Origin of the sequence: Streptomyces mashuensis, assembly GCF_014654785.1 — a bacterium.
In the GTDB taxonomy this organism is placed as follows: Bacteria; Actinomycetota; Actinomycetes; order Streptomycetales; family Streptomycetaceae; genus Streptomyces; species Streptomyces mashuensis.
Genome location: NZ_BNBD01000001.1, coordinates 542731 through 559687, shown reverse-complemented (window position 1 = coordinate 559687; position 16957 = coordinate 542731). Strand labels below are relative to the sequence as shown.

The following is a 16957-nucleotide window of genomic DNA, read 5'->3' as shown; positions in this document are numbered from 1 at the left end:
GCCGCCCCCCGCACGGTGCCGCGCCTCAGGGACGTGCCCAGCACCTGTACAGAACCGGCTCCAATCGCAACCTGCAACCGTCCCGGTCGAGGGCCTGGAACGCCTCCAAGCAGGAGCAGGCCCACCGGGCCTCCTCCTCTTCCAGTCCGTGCAGCTCCATGGCGGTCAGCAGAACGCCTTCGTCAGCCCAGTCACCGTTGAGTTCCTTGGCAACGGCCCGGTAACCCGTGGCGATGAGCGGGTCGGCGTTGATCCCTGAAGCGTCCACGAAGCGCGCCGCCGGACCGGTCGACTCCAGCTCGTCGGCGAGTCGCCGCAGCGCCTCGGCCTCGTCCTTGCACGTGCGGTGCAAGGCGACGGCCCGGTCCAGTAGGACGGGCCAGCCACCGGTCACCTCCAGGATGCGCGTCAGCCGTTCATCGCTGTCGAACAGGCCGCTTCGCTGGCTCCACGTCTTCAGGCTATGACGGTCGTGCCGGCGCAACACGACCAGGAGGGACGCCGCGGTGTCGTCATCCGTCAGTAGATCGCGGCAGAGGCCGAGCTGCCGCGGTCCCGCAACGAGTACGACAGCTCTCGTCACACCCGGCCGTTCCGGAAGGAGGTTTTGGGCGAGTGCCAGCGATTCACGGCAGTTGTCGTCGTTCACTTCCTTGTCGGCCAGGTCGCTGACGACGACGCGTCGTTCCCCGGGGCGGCCTGCGGTCAGGTCCTGCCGGAAGTCCCTGATGCTCTTGACGGGCGGCATGGTCCAGCCCGACATGCGGCCGGTGACGGTCCGCAGGGTCTCAGCCACGTCGCCGATCCCGGTGGCAGGGGTGCCCAGAACGACCCGGGTCTGGTTGCTGTGGTCACCCAGCAGGTCGTCGACCTGTGCGACCGTGAGGGGGGCCACTTTGCCGTCCCTGACCTCGGGCCGGCCTTCCAGCACCACCGTCTCCTCCAGGCGGCATTCGCTCTCGGCGCTCTGCAGCTGGGTCTCGACTTCCTGATTGGTGCCGATCATGCGCAATGCGTTGGGTCCCCGCAGGTGCCAGCCCCGTCCGTCATGGTTGGGTGCCAGTACGCCGAGGCCGACCATCTCCTGGAGGTAGGTGCGGAATCCTTCACTGTCCAGCTGTTTGAAGCCCTCATGCCACCAGCCGGCACACTCGTCCCGCAGTTCGACGTCGCTCAGCCGCGTCTCCAGGCCGTATTCGCGCGCGTACCACGCCAACACGTTGGCGATGACCCGGTAGCGGTCGTCCAGGTCGAGGGTTTCCTTGAACGCCTTGGTGATGCCCTCCCGCAGCCACGGGTCCGACTCCACGGCCTCGACCTCGGCCGCCTCGATGGGGAACGGCGGACCGGCGAGGTCCCCCCGGGCCCGCTTGCGCTGCATGACCTCAACCAGTCGGCTACCGAACATTTGGAGCAGGAACGGCTGGTAGGAGCAGTACCCCAGCACCCGGTTCACCAGGTCGACGTCGGCGAACTCGAAGCCCAGCGCCCTCATCGGCAGCACCAGCAGGTCCGCGGCGTACTGCGGACGCAGCGGTCCGACGACCGTCGGGGTCTGCGCCAGATGACGGAACGGGCCGTTGCGGGCCAGCCGGGTGAACCTTTGCACAGAATGCAGACCCGCGAACACGACCTTCAGCCGGTTCCGGTTGTCCGTGCACAGCCCCTTGAGCCGCTGGGTCTGCGTACAGTGCGGCACATCGGCCTCAAAGAACCGGTCGCACTCGTCCATCAGGATGAGCAACCTGCGCCGGGGGTCGGCGTCCAGCCAGTCCTTGACACCCGAGCGCACTCGTTCGTACGGGTCGGCCGTCTGCACCTTGCGCCGGTGTGGCGGCGCAAGGACCTCCCTTTCCGTGAGCTCCTGGTCGAGGACACTCCAGATCGTCTCCGGCCCCAGGGCGTTGCCGGTGCCGATGTTGTACCGGTTCAAGTCCAGGTAGACGGGAATGTGATACCCCCGCTCCTGCTCCGCGAAGCGGCCACCTGCGTCGTTGAGGAGCGCCGACTTGCCCAGCCCCCGGCCACCGAAGATGATCTGCGTACCGTCGGGGTCGAGGATGCTCTTGCGCTCGGCATCGCGGCCGTAGAACATCTCACGGCCGATTCCGCCCCGCTTCTCCTTGATGTAGGGATTCACTCCGGAGAAGGGCAGCAATATCTCGGTGGCCACGCTCACCTGGCGGTTCCCGTGGGCGGCCAGGTAGGCGAGGGCCGCATCGTCCACGACCATGAGCGAACCGTCGGACAATGTCGCGAGTTCCTCGCGCGTCTCGCGGCCGAGCGTGCCGAAGTAGGCGACGAGCAGGCTTCCGCGGCTCGGTTCCTTCAACACGCGGCTCAGCAGCAGCCTCGCCCCGGGGCGGCCCCAGAGCATGAGGACGCGCAGCCTGCCGCCGTGCTCGAGGAGCTTCGTACCGAAGGCGGGCACCCAGGCCCGGCCGTTGACCTCGATGTCGACGACCTCGACGAAACGGTACTCGTTGCTCCGCGGCAGGTCGTGCAGGGGCAGAGCCCGTTGGGCCTCGTAGCCGAGGAGCTGGAGAGCCGGCAGGAGCATGGTCCGGACATTGCGGTTCTGGCGCTCCTTGGGCGCCGTGTCCGCGAGCTCCTTCCACCGTGCCAAGGCGTCGGCGGCCCGCGCCGCTTCGTCCGCCGACAGGTGCGTGTAGTCCAGGGCCGGCAGCACCGGGTGCTTCTGGCGGTCACGGACGAGGCCGATGAGCTCCGTGGTGACCCCCTCGGACAGTCCCGCGGGCACGGCGGGGTAGAAGCCTCCGAGGTGGGATTCGTCCGCCTCGATCTCCGGTACCGGTTCGCCCAGTTCCAGGAAGTAGACAAGGTCCGCAGCGGTCGCGAAGCCACCGGTGTCCAGGTGGCGCAGCACCTGGGCCCGCTCGTCGGCAGTGATGTCGGGCAGGGCCGCCAGACGCGCCCGGAGACGGTCGGCGGCTTCCTTCCGGTATCTGGGCAGCAGCCGCTCCACCTCCTCGAGCATGTGCCGTACCGTGCTCAGCACCCTGGGGGTACCGTCCTCCGCCGTCGGGCAGGCATCGGCCAGGAGCTCCTGGAGCTTGACGTCCTGGTCGTCGGAGAGCGCCCCATCGGCCTGTGCCCGTCGCAACTCGGCGACGAGCTGGTCGTGCCGTTCTGCCAGCTCCACACGCCGGCGGCCCTCGATCTCCTCCAGGGCCGAACGCCGTTCCACCCCGAAGCAGACGGCGCCGGCGTGCGGCAGCACTCCCCAGTCGGCCAGGTCGAGAATGCGATGGGCGGCATGGAACGCGTCCTGGCCCTGTTGGAGCTCCAAGGCTTCGTCCCAGGTCCGGTCCACGGCCGCGAGGAGGTCCGGCAGGGACGGCCGGCCACCACCGCTGACCGGCACCTTGAGCAACTCCGCGTCGATCACGACGCGCGCATCGAGCTCCGGAGCCGGCCAATGGGCAGCCGCGCCGTGGTCCAGCTCGTGGAACAGGACGACGAGCGCCTCCCGGGCAGCCTTCGCCGCAGCGGCGGGCAGGCCCGAACGCCCCGTGGCGGCGTCCAGGTCGGCGAGGGCTCCGGCTTGCAGGGCGAGCACTTCCTGTCGCATGGCCGCGATCGCCCGGACGGCCCACTCGTTCTCGGCCGTCTCCCCACGGCGCAGAGTCTCGGTGACGTCGAGCCAGGTCTTGACGTGGTCCACCACTCGCTCGACCAGGTGCACCAGGTCCTGACGACCGGACCCTTGCAGAGCGCGGCCACTGGAACCGCGCTCTTCCCGGTCCAGACGGTCGATCTCGCTCTGGACCTCGGAGAGGCGCCCCAGCCGCTCGACGGCCTCGCGGGCCGACGCGCCGGCACCGGGCCTGCCGGCCACGATGTCCCGCAGCATTCCGCCGAGCAAACCGTCCGCGGCCAACCACCGCGCAGCAATTTTGGTCGCCCGGTTGAAGCGCAGGCGGGGCGGCTTCAGCAAGGCCCGGCATTGCTCGGTGATCTCGTGCAGTCTCGCTTCGGACTCCGACACATCAGCGATCACGGCCATCGGCGGTGCGAGGAGGAGAGCGTTGTTCAGCGCTCGGTCGCCCACGGCGATGGCGACGGCAGCGAGGTTCTCCGGCAACCGCGGCGCCAGTGCCTTCAGCTGAGCCGCGGTGACGTGCTCCCCGGTGACGAGCGCGGCACGAACCAGGGCGGGCAGCAGCAGGAACTCGAAGCCCTCCGCGTCACGGGATTCGAGCAGGTCCCATTGCTGGAGGGCTTCCGCGACAGCCCGGGCCGCGCCGTTGTGCCCGGGGCGCAGCACGGCGGCGGCCGCGGCCAGGCGCAGCGCCGCGGCCTCGGACCCGGATCGCCCGGCAGCCCGCGACAGGTGGGCGGCAAGGCCGAACCTGCCTTCGGCGACCAGCCGGGTGAGCTCCTTCTCGACCACGGCCGGCGCCGGGCCGGCGGCCGGGGTTTCGTCAGCCTCCTCGGGAGCTCTTCCGGTTTGGGGGGCCGGCTCGTCGCCGGGGGCGTGGGCCTCGGCGAGGGGCTGTCCGGTGCCCGGTGCAACGTCTACAGCCTCCTCGGGCAGGTCGCTCTCAGCACACGGACTTCCGTCACACGCTTCGGCCGACGGGTTGTCGTCCGAGGCGGTGTCCTGTGGAGTGTCCTGCGGTTCATCCGGCACCGGCACCGGCACCGGCTCCAGCCTGTCGGCCTCGCCGGCCCCGGCCCGAACCGCGTGCAGCAGCGTCTCCTCCCGGCCGGAGTGTCCCTCTTCAGCCGTGGTGTCCGTGTCGTGGTGCGTGAAGGACAGGTGCTGATACATCACGGCCGCATGCAAACAGTCGGGCAGGTCCTGCCCGATCCGCTGCTGGAGCTCCATGATCCTCGACAGGTCGTCGGCCTGGCCGGCCAGCTCGGCTATGTCCACCAACATGGCGAGCGACGCTGCCAGGGCCCGATCGGTGTCGTCCCACGCAGTTCGTCCCAGCAGCTGGTTCGCCCGGTCGTGTGCCCTGGCCAGCGCCGGCTCGCCGACGCTGCCCTCGGCGCAGGCGACCGTGAGGAGCGTGCGCAGCCTCTCCCGGGCGGCCAGGTCACGGTTGCGTGCCTCACCGTGGGCTTCCACTGCCCGGGCAAGGTCGTCCAGCCGCCTGGGCACGTCGGTGATGCCGACAGCGGCCAACGCTTGCTGGAGGTCGGTGAACAGTGGCGCGAGGGCGGACAGCGCCAGGAGGTCGTCCTCCTCGGGCGGCTCTCCGGCGTCGAGGGCGTCGATGATGCGGCCGACCGCCTCGCGGGCAGCGGAGAGAGACGCTTCCAGCTGGCCGTAGGCGGCATCCACCGCGGAACCGGTCGATGCCGGCTCCTCCGTGGCCTGCCGGGTCTGCGGCAGAACCGCGGAGGGCGTACGGCGCAGAGTCTCGGCCACCGTGGCCGAGTGGGGGCTGAAGTCTGCTGTGGCGTCCAGCAGTGCGATGGCTGCGGTCCGCACTGCGGCCAGCTGCGGGGTGCTCGTGCCAAGGCCGAGCCAGTTCCGGTCTGCGGCCCACACGAACAGGCCGGCGTCCAGGGTGGAAGCTTGGCACCAGCTGAAGATGGCCGCCCGGGCCAGGGCCTCGCTCCAGCGGGCGACCGGATCCGCCGCCACCTCGCCGTCCTCGCACCAGGCAGCACCCAGCACGTCGTCCATCACCCGCTGCGTCAGTACCTTGGTGGCGCAGACACAGGAATGCTGCCGTGCGTCGCGCCGCAGACGCGTGAGGACATCACGGCAGAGCGACTTGCTCGCCCGCCGGGGAGCGGCCAGCTTGATGCCCACCTGCCGTAACAGGACCTGCCTGTCCCGCGGCGAGATCGAGTGGAAGGCCAGCTGGAGAGCATCCAGAGTGACCTCGTCGAGCGCGTCCGCGACAGGCGTCCCCACGGCGTTGAGGGCGGCCGCAAGCGCCTTGAGGAGCTCGGGCGGTGCTTCCGGCGGTGACATCGGCGGCCCCGCCAAAACGTGGTACTGGTCGTGCATGCGTACTCCGTTCTTTGGTGCTGTGGGACAGCGCAGGGCGTCAGTGGCCCCGGATGTGTTGGGTGACAAAGGTGTAGCCGGGCGGGAGCTCCCATCCATCGGCCTTGCCGAGCCTGCGGCAGTGGTCGCGGAAGGCAGCGCGCTGCGTCTCGCTCGGTGATTCGCCCGGACGCAGACGCCGCACGTGGCCCAGGACTCGGTGGGGTGTGACCAACGGCGACTGCTGCACCTGGTCAACCGGGCCGGTCTGCCGCACAGCGGGGATGGGCTGGGGGCGGTAGCCGATGAGCGGGATCCGCCGCTCGTGGTCCCGCGGAGGGTGGTGAGGACGGCCGTCGGCGTCACGGCTCCCCGTGGCAGCGTACAGCTCACCCTCCGCGAGAAGTCGGCTGACTGCCGCTTCCAGAGCGGTGACTTGGTCTTCGGCAGGTGGTCGGCCGTAGACGGCGAGGGGCAGCGAGGACGGGTCCAGGAGCGCGTGTCCGTCAGGGGACAAGAGTCCACAACGGCGCACGGTGCGCATCACCAGACGATTCGGGTCGAGACCGACGGCCGAGTCCTGGGTGCGGGTGCTGCCTGGTGCACCCTCCCGGGTGAGGATCATCGCGTCGTACTGGTGAGCAACCAGATGCTCGTCCAGCATGACCGGGTTCTCGAGCGGGATGGTCGTCGCACGGACGACCCGCCCGCCACGTGGCCACTGCAGGCGGAGCTCGAGGCCGGGGAAGAAGTCCACCGGCCACTCAACTCCCAGCAGTCGACCCACCCCTGCTGTGGTGGCGAGGGTGGTGTCCTGCACCTCCTCGGATTCGTCCAGCTCGCCTCCCGGGTGAGCCAGTTCCAGGCGGACGGAGATGTTCTCACCGGTCACGCCGCGCAGCTCGTCCGCGACCATGGGGCGCAGCGGGAGGTAGCCCTCCATGAGATGGAGGAGTCGCAGGGGCATGCGCCACGCCACCTCGCTGTCGGATATGCGCAGGAGTTGTCCGTTCCCCAGGCCGGTCTCGTCCACGGGCGCATCGACGGGGGCAGCACTCGGTGTGTCCACCACCGGTGCTTCCGGCGTCTCGAGGTGGGAGCGCCAGCCGCGTCCGGCCGCCGTCAGCGGATCGTCCCCCGGCTCGGATCGGCCGGGGTGGCACGACCGCCACACACCGCCGCCTTCGAACGCGTCGTCCAGGGTGACCAGGGTTCCGTTGCCGAAGAGACCGTTCTCACTCTCACCGCGCAACACGTCGGCGAGCGCCAGATTGGCCCGGCACACGGCGGCCGCATATCCCACACCGGTGAGCAATGGCTCGGCGCCGGGAAAGTCGTACAACCGTGGCCCAACCGCCGTGTAGATGCTGGTCGGTGCCGGCATGCCGTACCGGCGCCGAATGGCAGGCTTGGCAGCTCGCTGAAGGGCAGCGACGAGGGCGCCCATGTCGTCTCCCCCGAGGGGTCCGGGGTCCCTCCAGCACGCTGCGAGGTCCGAGCATGTCATGGCGTACGGCCCCCACATCCGCAGCGTGTCGCTCGTGGACAGTACGCCTCGGACGACGGCCAGCAGGCGGAGCAATGTGTCCTGGAGCAACGCGTCTGTCTGTCCGCCCGCCAGCTCGGTGAGTGACACCGGCACGTAAGGACTGAGCAATTGTTGGCGCGCCCTGGTGAGCACGTAGGCGGCATAGGCTTCCTCATCCCGTTGCTGCGCCGCCTCGCGGGAGGGATGGACGGCGTCGACCAAGACGTGTCCGCGCGCATCGATCCATCGTGCGTGGTGGCGGAGGCGGTTCAGCTGGGCTGGGCTCAGGCTCAGGGCCTTACCGAAGGCTTCCGTGTCAGGGACCAGCAGCTCGCGGCGCACGGGCTCGTCCTCAGCACCGGGCTCTCCCGGCCCCACCGCGCCGGCTGGGGCCCCGGATATCCAGGCGGGTACGTCCCCAAGGGGGCTGATTCCCGGGTGCCGCCCTTCCTTGTACACGATCTCCGCATAGAGGGGCTGGGAGCCGGTAGCAATGCGAACCATGGCCCCGACGGGTAGGGCAGGCGAGTGTTCACCGAAGGTGACCACGGGGAAGGCGTCCGGGTCGAGGGGGCCCACTCCGTAGCCCTCGCCTGCGAGGTCGTAGCCGAAGTAGGCGGCGTTGAAGGCGACGGACACGTGCACGGGGGCGCGCCGGACGGCGACGAGTGCTTCTAGGTACTCCCGTAGCCGGGCCAGTTCCTCGTCCGGTGTGTCACCGTTCCCGTCAGCCATCGCAGCGGTCAGGAGCGGTTCGTCCTCATAGGGCCGCCACGGTCTGTGGGGTACATCCGACGCCTTGGTCATCGAGCTCTGCCTTCTTCCTCTTCCCTGCTGGGCCGGGGGTGCACTGCACCGGTCACCGCGGGCCGCCGGGCGTGCCACCGGCCGTCGTCGGCAGCCCATGCCACGCCTGCCGCGGCCAGCCGGCCAAGACTCTTCTCGACCTCGGTGAAAGACAGGTCTGCGCGTCCCCCGAAATGCCGGCTGTCCTTCAGCGTCCGGGGCAACGGGACCTGCCGCTGGCGTAGCGGGTGGTACGGCGCCTCGTCGCCTCTCAGCGTGTGCCACAGCATGCGCGGATGGACCCCCCGTGGCATCAGGCGGACGAGGCGGTGGACCTGAAGGTCCAGGCGCTGGGCGCGTACGGCGCTGTCGGCACTGCCACCAGCGCGTGGATCCGCACTCTCGAATGCCTGGGCGACGGCTGGCCGGCGCTCGCGCACAGGCCAGTCGGCTCCGGCCCAGCATGCCGAACAGCGGCAATGCGCAGTACTACAGCAACCAGCGGGGAGCTCGGGCACGCCGAAGTAGTCCGCGAACTTGCGCTGGGCACAGGTCGTGGTGTCCTCGAAAAAACCCCTGAGCACTGCGAGTTCTTCAGCGGCTCGAGCGGTGCGTCGGGCGAGGAGGGGAAGGAAGCCGCCTGGTAGGTGGCGGTGGTGCACAGCGAGTGCGGTGACGAGGCGGCGGCTGGGTGCCGCCGACACATCGAGCAGTCCCCGGTCGTGCAGGTCGGCGATGATTTCCCAGGTGCCCGCGGGGCCGTCCGCGACATCGCGGTACTCCGGAACGGTGCGCGCCAGTCGGGCGTCCAGCGCATTAACGGAGAGGCGCCCTCGTGCCGGTTCGGCGAGCACGGCTTCCACGATCTTCCGCTCTACGTCGTTCTCCGGCGCGAGGGCGTCGTCACCTTCTTTGATCGTGCACAGGGGCGGGTAGTCTCCGAGATCAGTAACGGCTCCCAGGTCGGCGAGAGCGCTGAAGGCGCGCATGACGCCGGTGCGATAGCGGTCCGCTGTATGTCTGCTGCGGAGATCATTTTCGTCCAGCACACCGGTGGCCACGTCCTCCGACATGAGATCCTCGGCCACCGCGCCGGCGTCCAGGCTGCCTTGTGATCTGAGCACTGCTTGCCCCATGCGACGCATGACCGCCACGGGCAGGTCCTGACTCGTCATGAACTGCACCATGCGGAGGCCCCGGCTCGTCGCCAGGGCGAGCCCCGTGTTGGACGGCCTCTCCTCACCGGTCATCCGATCGGCGCTGTCACGGCCGGCCCGCCCGATCTGCTGGTAGAGCGCGGCAAGATCGGTGGGCGGGGACACGCAGAACACCGTCCGGATGTCGGACCGGTTGACGCCCAGGCCGAACGCGGACGTGGCCACCGTGATGACGGGGCTGAACCCTTCCGTTCCTTGTCGTGGTGCATCCCGGAACTCCGCCATGACGGCGGCCTTTTCCGCTTCGGTGAGCCGTCCGTGAAATCGCAGGACACGGACGCCGGTGTTGCCCACGTACTCGGACAGATGAGCGTGGAGGGCATTGACCTCCTTGACGGTGAGGCAGTACAGAATGGCGTGTCCGTCAAGGGCGTCCACGACTCGCTCTGCCAGTCCTGCGATGCCGCCCGAACCGGGTTGTTTCAGGGAGCGGCGGAACACGGCCAGCTCCGGGCGGACCGGGTTCTCCCGTACGGTCACGAGTCCGCCGCGTACGTCGGGGTGGGCTGCTTCGACTTGCTCCCCCGCGGAACCAGCGGCGTGCGGCTCCGGGGCCAGACCGAACAGGGTCTCGCGCAGGGCCGCGTGAACGGACCGGTTGGCCGTGGCGGTAAGGGCTGTGACCGGCAGCCCGAACTCTTCCCTGAGCTCCGCAAGGAATCGGCCAACCCTCCTCATGCTGGGCCGGAAGTCCTCCCACTGGGCGACGGTGTGCGCCTCGTCCACAGCAATGCGGTTCACGATTCCGCTCGCCACGGCCTGTCGTACGAGCTCGCGGAAGCGTCGCTGGCACAAGCGCTCCGGGCTGACGTAAACCAGCCGGATGCCGTGATCACAGCGTCCTTGGAGCTGCTCGGCAACCTCCGTTTTCCCTGCCCGGCTACTGGATTCGCGCAGCGGAGAGATCAGCGCCCGAACCGCTCCTCCGATCGACCGGTTGAGCTCAAGGGCCTGATCGTGCATCAAGGCGACGAGAGGGCTGATGACAATGGTGACACCCGGCAGCACCAGCGCTGGCAGTTGGAACGTGAAGCTCTTACCGAAGCCGGTGGGCAACAGCCCGAGAACGTTGCGCCCTTCGGCCACAGCCTGGATGACCTTCCGCTGGGCGGGCTTGAGGGTGACCGGCTCGTCGGTGAGCCCGAGGAGGCCACCTACGAGCGCAGCGCGCTCCATCACCTCGGTGGTGAGCCTGCCCTCAGCACCCAGGTGCTCAGCTTCCTCCCGAGTGAGGGCGAGCTCACGGATGCGTCGGGTGTGCGGCAGCAACGTGTGGCGTTCCAGGGCTTCCTTCGTGCAGAGTGCAGCGGCTCGGTCGGCGGTGATGAGTCCTTGGTCGACCATGAACGTCCATATGCGACGCCAGCCGTCCGCCATGGTGAGGACATTGCCGCCGCCTGCCTCTTGTGTGACCGGGTCGGTACGCAAGAGACCCTCCTCAAGACTGCTGAGGAAGGAGCGCCGGTATGACCGACGGAGGCCGGTGTGACCACCAAGTTTGCGGTCGCTGACGACGATGACGCCGCGGTGCCTCTCCGAACGGATGAGGCGGCCCACTGCTTGGCGGAGCTGGAGCGCGGCCAGCGGCAGGTAGTACCCCTCCGTGGCGGCTCCCTCGGGATCAGGGTGCCCCTCTCGTTCTGCCCGATCTCGTACCGCTGCACGTCGCGCCTCGACGACGGGTGCGGCGAACGGGGCGAAGGGCAGCTTGTTGATCCACACCAAGCGGATCCTGCGCTCGTCCCGTACATCGACTCCTTGCCACAGCCCCTTCGTGCCGACGAGAAAGCCGCCGCCTCGGGTGGCATGGGAGAAGTCAGCGACGGCGCGGCTGTTCCCCAAGGTGAGAGCATGGTGCACCGGCGCCATGACGGACCGAGAGCGTAATTCCCGTTCCAGCAGGTCACCGATCCCTGCTGCGGTCGCTCGAGCCGTGGTGAGCACCATGGCGCCGCCGTCGTGTCCCGCTCCGTCCGGCCGCATGCGTGTCATTTCCTCGGCGAAGCCGGCAAGCTGGTGGGCCACCGTGCGCATGGCGCCTTCCTCCTGCTCCGCCCACGACGGGAAGTCGGAGAAACACACGAGCTCCGCCTGGCGTGAGAGGTCGAACGGGGAGGGCAGCGCGAGAGCGGGAATGCCGGCGGCCAGCCCCAGCCGTTCCCGGAAGAAGGTCCATTCGCCGGCCACCCGCAACGTCGCGGACACGTAGTGGACGCGTTGGAAGGACCGGAGGTAACGCTGCCATTCCGGATCGGCGGGCAGGTCGATGGGGCTGGAAGCGACACGGAAACGGTAGGAGCGGAGCCCCGGTTCTGGCTCACCCAACTCCTCCAGGTGGACTACGCGTGAGGGCAAGGCGTCTGTCGGGGTGCCGTCGAGAGTGGCGGGAGCAGGGCTCAGCAGAGCATCGGTGTCCGCGGCGAGGCGGTTCAAGCTCGCCGCGCAGTCGTCTGCCCGACGCACCAGCCCTCGCACGCGTTCTTGGGCGAGCACGTCGAGCTCCGTGGAGCGTTCGGCGAGGTACCGGCCCAAGGCCGTGGCCACGGAGCCGACCGCGCGCCCGATCTGCGCCAGGAGTCTCTGTACCCGTCGTGCATCCTGCGTCCCGGCCGTTCCGGCATAGGGGCTGGCCAGTACGGCGGTGCGATGGCCGATCCGCACGCCGACGCCCTTGGCCCTGGCATCGAAAGCCCGGGCGGCGAGGCGGGGCAGACGCTCGTCGTCGAACAGCTCCTCCAGCCCGGCTACTGTTTGAGCGACTCGCTCGCGAGCACTTCCCTTTTGGGCCTCGGTGAGCCACGCACGACATTCGGCAAGCAGATCCTCCATGTCCCGGTAGTCCGCCGTCACACTCAACGCCGAGGTGGCGGCATTCTCCATCTCGTGGGCCTCGTCCACGACGAGTAGGACCTCCTGCCCGAGCGCCCGGAGATCGTCGAGATGGGCGAGCGCCAGGGCATGATTGGCCAGGATGAGGCGGTGCCCGGTGATGGCTTCGCGCACCGTGTCCGTATATGGGGCGAGAGGGGTGTCGGCCCCGGGCCGGTAGTCACCGTCGCGCTGGGAGAGGGCCGTGAGCCACCGGGGTAGGGCGTAGCCCATGTAGTCGGAGAAGAAGGCCGGGAGGTCGACCGGGTCGACCGACCGCGCCGTCCAGGAATGCGGGGCTTCAACGGCGTCCCGCAACCGTGCCAGGAGGTAGACGAGCAGCTCCCGGAAGCGGGCTGCCTCCACGGCTCGTTGGCGGCCGCGCCGTGTGGGGCGGGCGCGTGTCGCCTCCGCCAACACCGAGGTGAGCGTGGCTAACGAAAGCCTGTTGTTCCGGCCTTTGACCAGGTCCGCGACCTGGAGAACACCAGGCATAGCCCGTTCGAGGTCCGTCAGGTCGGCCGCCATCTGGCTCTGGAGCTGCTTGGTGAAGGTGGTGATGACCGCGGTGCGGCCGGGGGATCCGGCCAGCCATTCGAGTGCCGAAGCAAGCACTGCGTAACTCTTGCCCGTACCCGTAGGCGCCTCCACCAGCCCGGAGATGCCCTCGGTGGTCCAATCGTGCAAGGTCTGGGCCATGTGCTGCTGGGCAGGGCGCGGCTCGGCTCTGACACCGTGCACCAGGGCAGCAAGCCGTGCAGGGTCGACCCTGCCGTCGCCGCCTCGGAGCGCCGCAGGTACCGAAACAACAGCTCGCCCTGACGGCTTTCCGTCGGGCCCACGGCGCGGCCGGTGCCGGGGTCGCAGTAATTCCTCGAGAAGGCTGGACACACGCCGTCGGTCCCAGGCGAGTCCGCTGTTCTGTTCCTCCCTGGCGCCAGCTGAAGCCCGCGCGAGCTCCAGGAGCACCTGCCAGCCGGCGGAGTCTGTGCATACGTCCGCCACGAGCCGGAGCAGTTCAGGCTCCCATCGGGCCACTTCCGCGGAGGCCCGTGTCACCGTCCTCACTAGCAGCTCGGCGTCGTCGGGGGCGGAGTGTGCGCGTAACTCGGGTCCGATCAGGCCCTGGGAACCGGCCAGCGCGTGGAGCCTGTGGGAGGGGGCTGTGGGCCACACCACATGGGCGAGGTAGAGGGCATCAGCCATGGCGTAGCCTTCCAGTGGATCTTCACATCCGGCACGTTTGGCGGCTTCCCTCAGCAGCGGAAAATCGAGTCCGGTGCCGTTGTAGGCGATGACGACGTCGACACCGGAGAGGTACTGGGCGAGTTCTTCCCACGCCTGAGCCGGATCGGCACCTTCGGTGCACACTCGCTTCCGTACGCTCGGATCCCTGATTTCGCTGTCGTCGCACGCAACGTGTACGTACCGTTCCCAGGCAGGCGCGTCGGCGATCCACTCCGCGTCCGTCCCGAACCGGATCGCCGCGGCCTGGTACACGTGCCGTTCCACATAGGGGTCTTCGAGGACGGGGAGTGCGATGCTCTCGACGTCGATGGCGACAAACCGTAGGCCCCCGCGTCGGGGGACCTGAGCCGGCTCCCCGGCCTCGGCCTCGGCCGACCTGGCGGGGGCGACGGGGAGAGTAAATCGCCCCTCCAAGCCCTCGTTGAGCAGGCCAATGGCCACCGCCTGCCCGACCAGCTTGGCCAGCCGGGGTTCCGGTAGCCCTGGGTACCGGACGCGCGCCGCAGCAGTGAGCTCGGCCCACGTCACACCACCCGGGCGCTCTCCCACCAGCCCCACGATCTTCCGGACCGCCGCCGGGACCCCTGCTTCCGCAACCATGACCGCCCCCTCCGCCCTGTGGGTAACCCCACCACACAGACGGTGAATATCCGCAGGCTACGCTCGCGCCCCCGCTGGCGAGCCCGCTTCTGCACATTGCCTGGAGACTACGACAATCTGATCCGCAAAGATCACTGAACGATGAATCCACTTTGGGCTCGGCCCCCCGCCGGTCGGAGCACCGTCGGGCAGGCGGGCCGGGACGGGACCCCCAGAAAAACCAAAAAACCCCAGCTGAGCTGGGGTTTTCCTCTGGTGTCCGAGGGGGGACTTGAACTCTCCTCTCGGGCACCAGCCCACAACCGCTCTGACCTGGGGAAACGCCCGCTGACAGGCTTGATTTCGGCGGGCGTTTCTCCTGTTCTTTCCTGCTGTTTCAGGGGCTTTCAGGCCCCTGTTGGTCATGCGTTGGTCACGTGACCAACCCTCCGACCCTGGCCCTGATCAGGACTTTTCGATGACCTCGAAGATATCGGCGTCGGTCTCCTGCTGCCATGCCGGGAGGTCGGGCCAGTCGGCAACGTACCCCGGCTTGGGGTTCTCGAAGTGCTTGAACATCTGCGCTGTCCAGCACACCGCCACGAACCGGCCCTTCTGCTCACGAGACAGCTTCGCCGTGTGACCGCCACTGATCTCGATGAACTGGCGGACCTGGTCATACACGGCGCCTGCGGCCTCGCGCTCCCACTGGGGTGTGTCCTCCCAGGGAGTGACGTACCCGGGCTTCGGCTCCCCCGGGAAGTGGCGGTGCACTCCTTCGATCCAGGCTTCCCGGAACACTCGTGCGCCTTCGACCTGCGACATGCCAACCCCTCTCGTCACGGCGTGCTCAGCGTGGCGATCTCTGCCCCCAGCTCCGCTACCCGGCGGTCCCTGCTCAGGGGGCCGAACTCATCGCACAGGGCTTGGAGTCTACGGGCGACGTACCCGGACGATGATGCCTGGGCCAACCGGATGGCTTCCCGCCCGTACGCGACGACCTGTTCAGGGTCACGCCGCTTCGCCCCGACGGCGGCAAGGTCGGCCAGCACGGCGCCCCTGCGCCGGTACGACTGCCCGGAGGCAAGGGCGGTCTGGGCCAGTGCCTGCTTCAAGGTCTCTTCTGCCAGGTCGAGGCGGCCAAGCTGTACGTAGCGCGCTCCCCGTTCCTCAGCCAACCGCGTGCCGTCGAAGCGCAGCCAGCCCCCGTTGGTGCTGTCCGTGCCCAGCTCCAACACCCGCTCGGCCTCGTCCAGTGCGCGCTCACACGAGGCCAGCTCACCCATGCCGGCGTACGCCTCGGCCTGGACGGCGGCGACCCAGTGGCGGGTGGCGAGGCTGCTGTCTCCTCGCTGGGCCAGCCTCTCCGCCGCTCCGAGGATCTGCGCCGCCTGCTCGTATCGGTGCTCGTACACGTCCACGTAGGCATGCCGGACGAGGGCGCACGCCCACAGGTCGAAGGCTCGGGCGTCCTTGCTGACGGATGCCGCCAGGGAGTAGGACGCCGCTGCGTCGGAGTATCGGTTGGCGTCGAAGGCGACTTCTCCGGCGAGCTGGAAGAGGTCGGCTGCCGCGTTCAGAAGCGGACGGGAGTTGCCTCGGGTGTCCGCCAGGGCCTCGTTCAGTGTCGAGAGCTGGTCGCGAACGATGGGGTAGACGGAGCCTTTGGAACGAGCTAGCTGGTAGACCTGCCACAGGTGGCTGTTCATCCGCGTGAAGTCGGCGGGTGCGCCCCTGCGTACTCCGTCAGTGAGGGCTTCCGCCTCATCCAACGGCAGGGCGGTAAGGGCTCCGCTAACGGTGAGGATGCGGAGGAATTCGCGGCGGATCATTTCGTCGGGGTCTCCCGCGCCTGGGTGGTCACTGGACTGGTGCCCTGTGGCCTCCTGGCTGACTGCTCGTGGCTGCGTCAGGAGGGCGTCAAGCTCGGCGAGAGTGACTTCGAGGGCGATGGCCAAGCCCCGTCGCTGCGGTGGCTGAGGTTTGATCCTGCCGCTCTCCCAGCGCCCGACCGTGGTGCGGTCCACCCCGAGTAACTCGGCCAACTTCTCCTGACTGTAGCCCAGGGCCCTGCGTCGTTCCGCCAGTCCCACGACGGCCCCTTCCCCTGACCTGAACCTGCGGCATCCCCGTGCACGGAGGTGCACCAAGAGTGCCGCATTGATGCCGTGGAGCGCTTGGACTCCCTCCGCTTTTCTTGAGGTTGTCGCAAACGGGCACGGTGGTGAACCTGCGGAGGGGTGCGGACATGGCAGCGGAGAACGGCGTGAACCTCGGGTCGGGTGGGACCAGGGGTCGGCATCGCGGGGAACGGCACGACCCCATCGGGTCGGCGCTGACCGCCACCTGGGTGCTGGGCCACATCGTTGCTCTGTTCCTCCTCGGCGTCACCGTGACTCAGCACAGCGAACTGGAAGACCTCATGTCGCCCTTGGTCGATCGGTCGGTACCGGACCAGGAAACGACCGACTGAGGGGAACCACGCGGATCACCAAGCGATCCGGCCCATGCCCCTCCCGGGCCGCACGACTCGCACCGGGAGGCTGTACCACCGTGGAGGAGTAGCCACTCCTCCACGCCCTACGGGATTCGGAGGGAGGTGAACACCGTGGAGGACCGCTCTCAGCTCGACACCGAGCCGGTTGAGGAGGTCGTGACCCTGGAGGACGCGACGCTCCTGACGAAGGGCAACACCAGCTCCAGCGTGGAGAACAAGCGCTCTCCCTACGGGGCCTGACGCCCGGCGGCGGCATCTCTGCG

7 protein-coding genes are annotated in these 16957 nt (G+C 68.8%); 2 read left to right on the top strand and 5 right to left on the bottom strand.

Annotation, left to right across the window (positions count from 1 at the left end; all coding sequences use genetic code 11):
- Positions 1-25: 25 nt before the first annotated feature.
- The 5 genes from IE305_RS02175 to IE305_RS02155 form a co-directional block, all read right to left on the bottom strand.
- On the bottom strand, positions 26-5992 hold the full coding sequence (locus IE305_RS02175; protein WP_190127620.1) for a P-loop NTPase family protein: 5967 nt from the start codon (positions 5990-5992) through the stop codon (positions 26-28).
- A 40-nt stretch (positions 5993-6032) separates the two neighbouring features.
- Positions 6033-8306 carry a hypothetical protein gene (locus IE305_RS02170; protein WP_229890426.1) on the bottom strand — a complete coding sequence of 758 codons (2274 nt, stop codon included), beginning with the start codon at positions 8304-8306 and terminating at the stop codon, positions 6033-6035.
- On the bottom strand, positions 8303-14218 hold the full coding sequence (locus tag IE305_RS02165; RefSeq protein ID WP_190127619.1) for a DEAD/DEAH box helicase: 5916 nt from the start codon (positions 14216-14218) through the stop codon (positions 8303-8305). The genes IE305_RS02170 and IE305_RS02165 overlap by 4 nt, the downstream gene beginning before the upstream one ends.
- 444 nt (positions 14219-14662) lie before the next feature.
- Positions 14663-15022, bottom strand: a complete 360-nt coding sequence (locus tag IE305_RS02160; protein ID WP_190127618.1) for a hypothetical protein — start codon at positions 15020-15022, stop codon at positions 14663-14665.
- Between the two features lie 14 nt (positions 15023-15036).
- Complete coding sequence (locus tag IE305_RS02155; protein WP_190127617.1) at positions 15037-16290, bottom strand: helix-turn-helix transcriptional regulator; 1254 nt, start codon at positions 16288-16290, stop codon at positions 15037-15039.
- A 155-nt stretch (positions 16291-16445) separates the two neighbouring features.
- Between IE305_RS02155 and IE305_RS02150 the strand changes: the two genes are divergently transcribed.
- Entirely contained in the window at positions 16446-16670 is a 225-nt protein-coding gene (locus tag IE305_RS02150) for a hypothetical protein (protein ID WP_190127616.1), read from the top strand.
- A 135-nt stretch (positions 16671-16805) separates the two neighbouring features.
- A complete protein-coding gene (locus IE305_RS02145; protein ID WP_190127615.1) occupies positions 16806-16934 on the top strand; it encodes an albusnodin family lasso peptide in 129 nt (42 codons plus the stop codon).
- The last annotated feature ends 23 nt before the right edge of the window (positions 16935-16957 follow it).

What these genes read in the sequence shown, in the direction of transcription:
- IE305_RS02175 (WP_190127620.1), bottom strand. Translation starts at nt 5,992, where the DNA reads ATGCACGACCAGTACCACGTTTTGGCGGGGCCGCCGATGTCACCGCCG.
- IE305_RS02170 (WP_229890426.1), bottom strand. Translation starts at nt 8,306, where the DNA reads ATGACCAAGGCGTCGGATGTACCCCACAGACCGTGGCGGCCCTATGAG.
- IE305_RS02165 (WP_190127619.1), bottom strand. Translation starts at nt 14,218, where the DNA reads ATGGTTGCGGAAGCAGGGGTCCCGGCGGCGGTCCGGAAGATCGTGGGG.
- IE305_RS02160 (WP_190127618.1), bottom strand. Translation starts at nt 15,022, where the DNA reads ATGTCGCAGGTCGAAGGCGCACGAGTGTTCCGGGAAGCCTGGATCGAA.
- IE305_RS02150 (WP_190127616.1), top strand. Translation starts at nt 16,446, where the DNA reads ATGGCAGCGGAGAACGGCGTGAACCTCGGGTCGGGTGGGACCAGGGGT.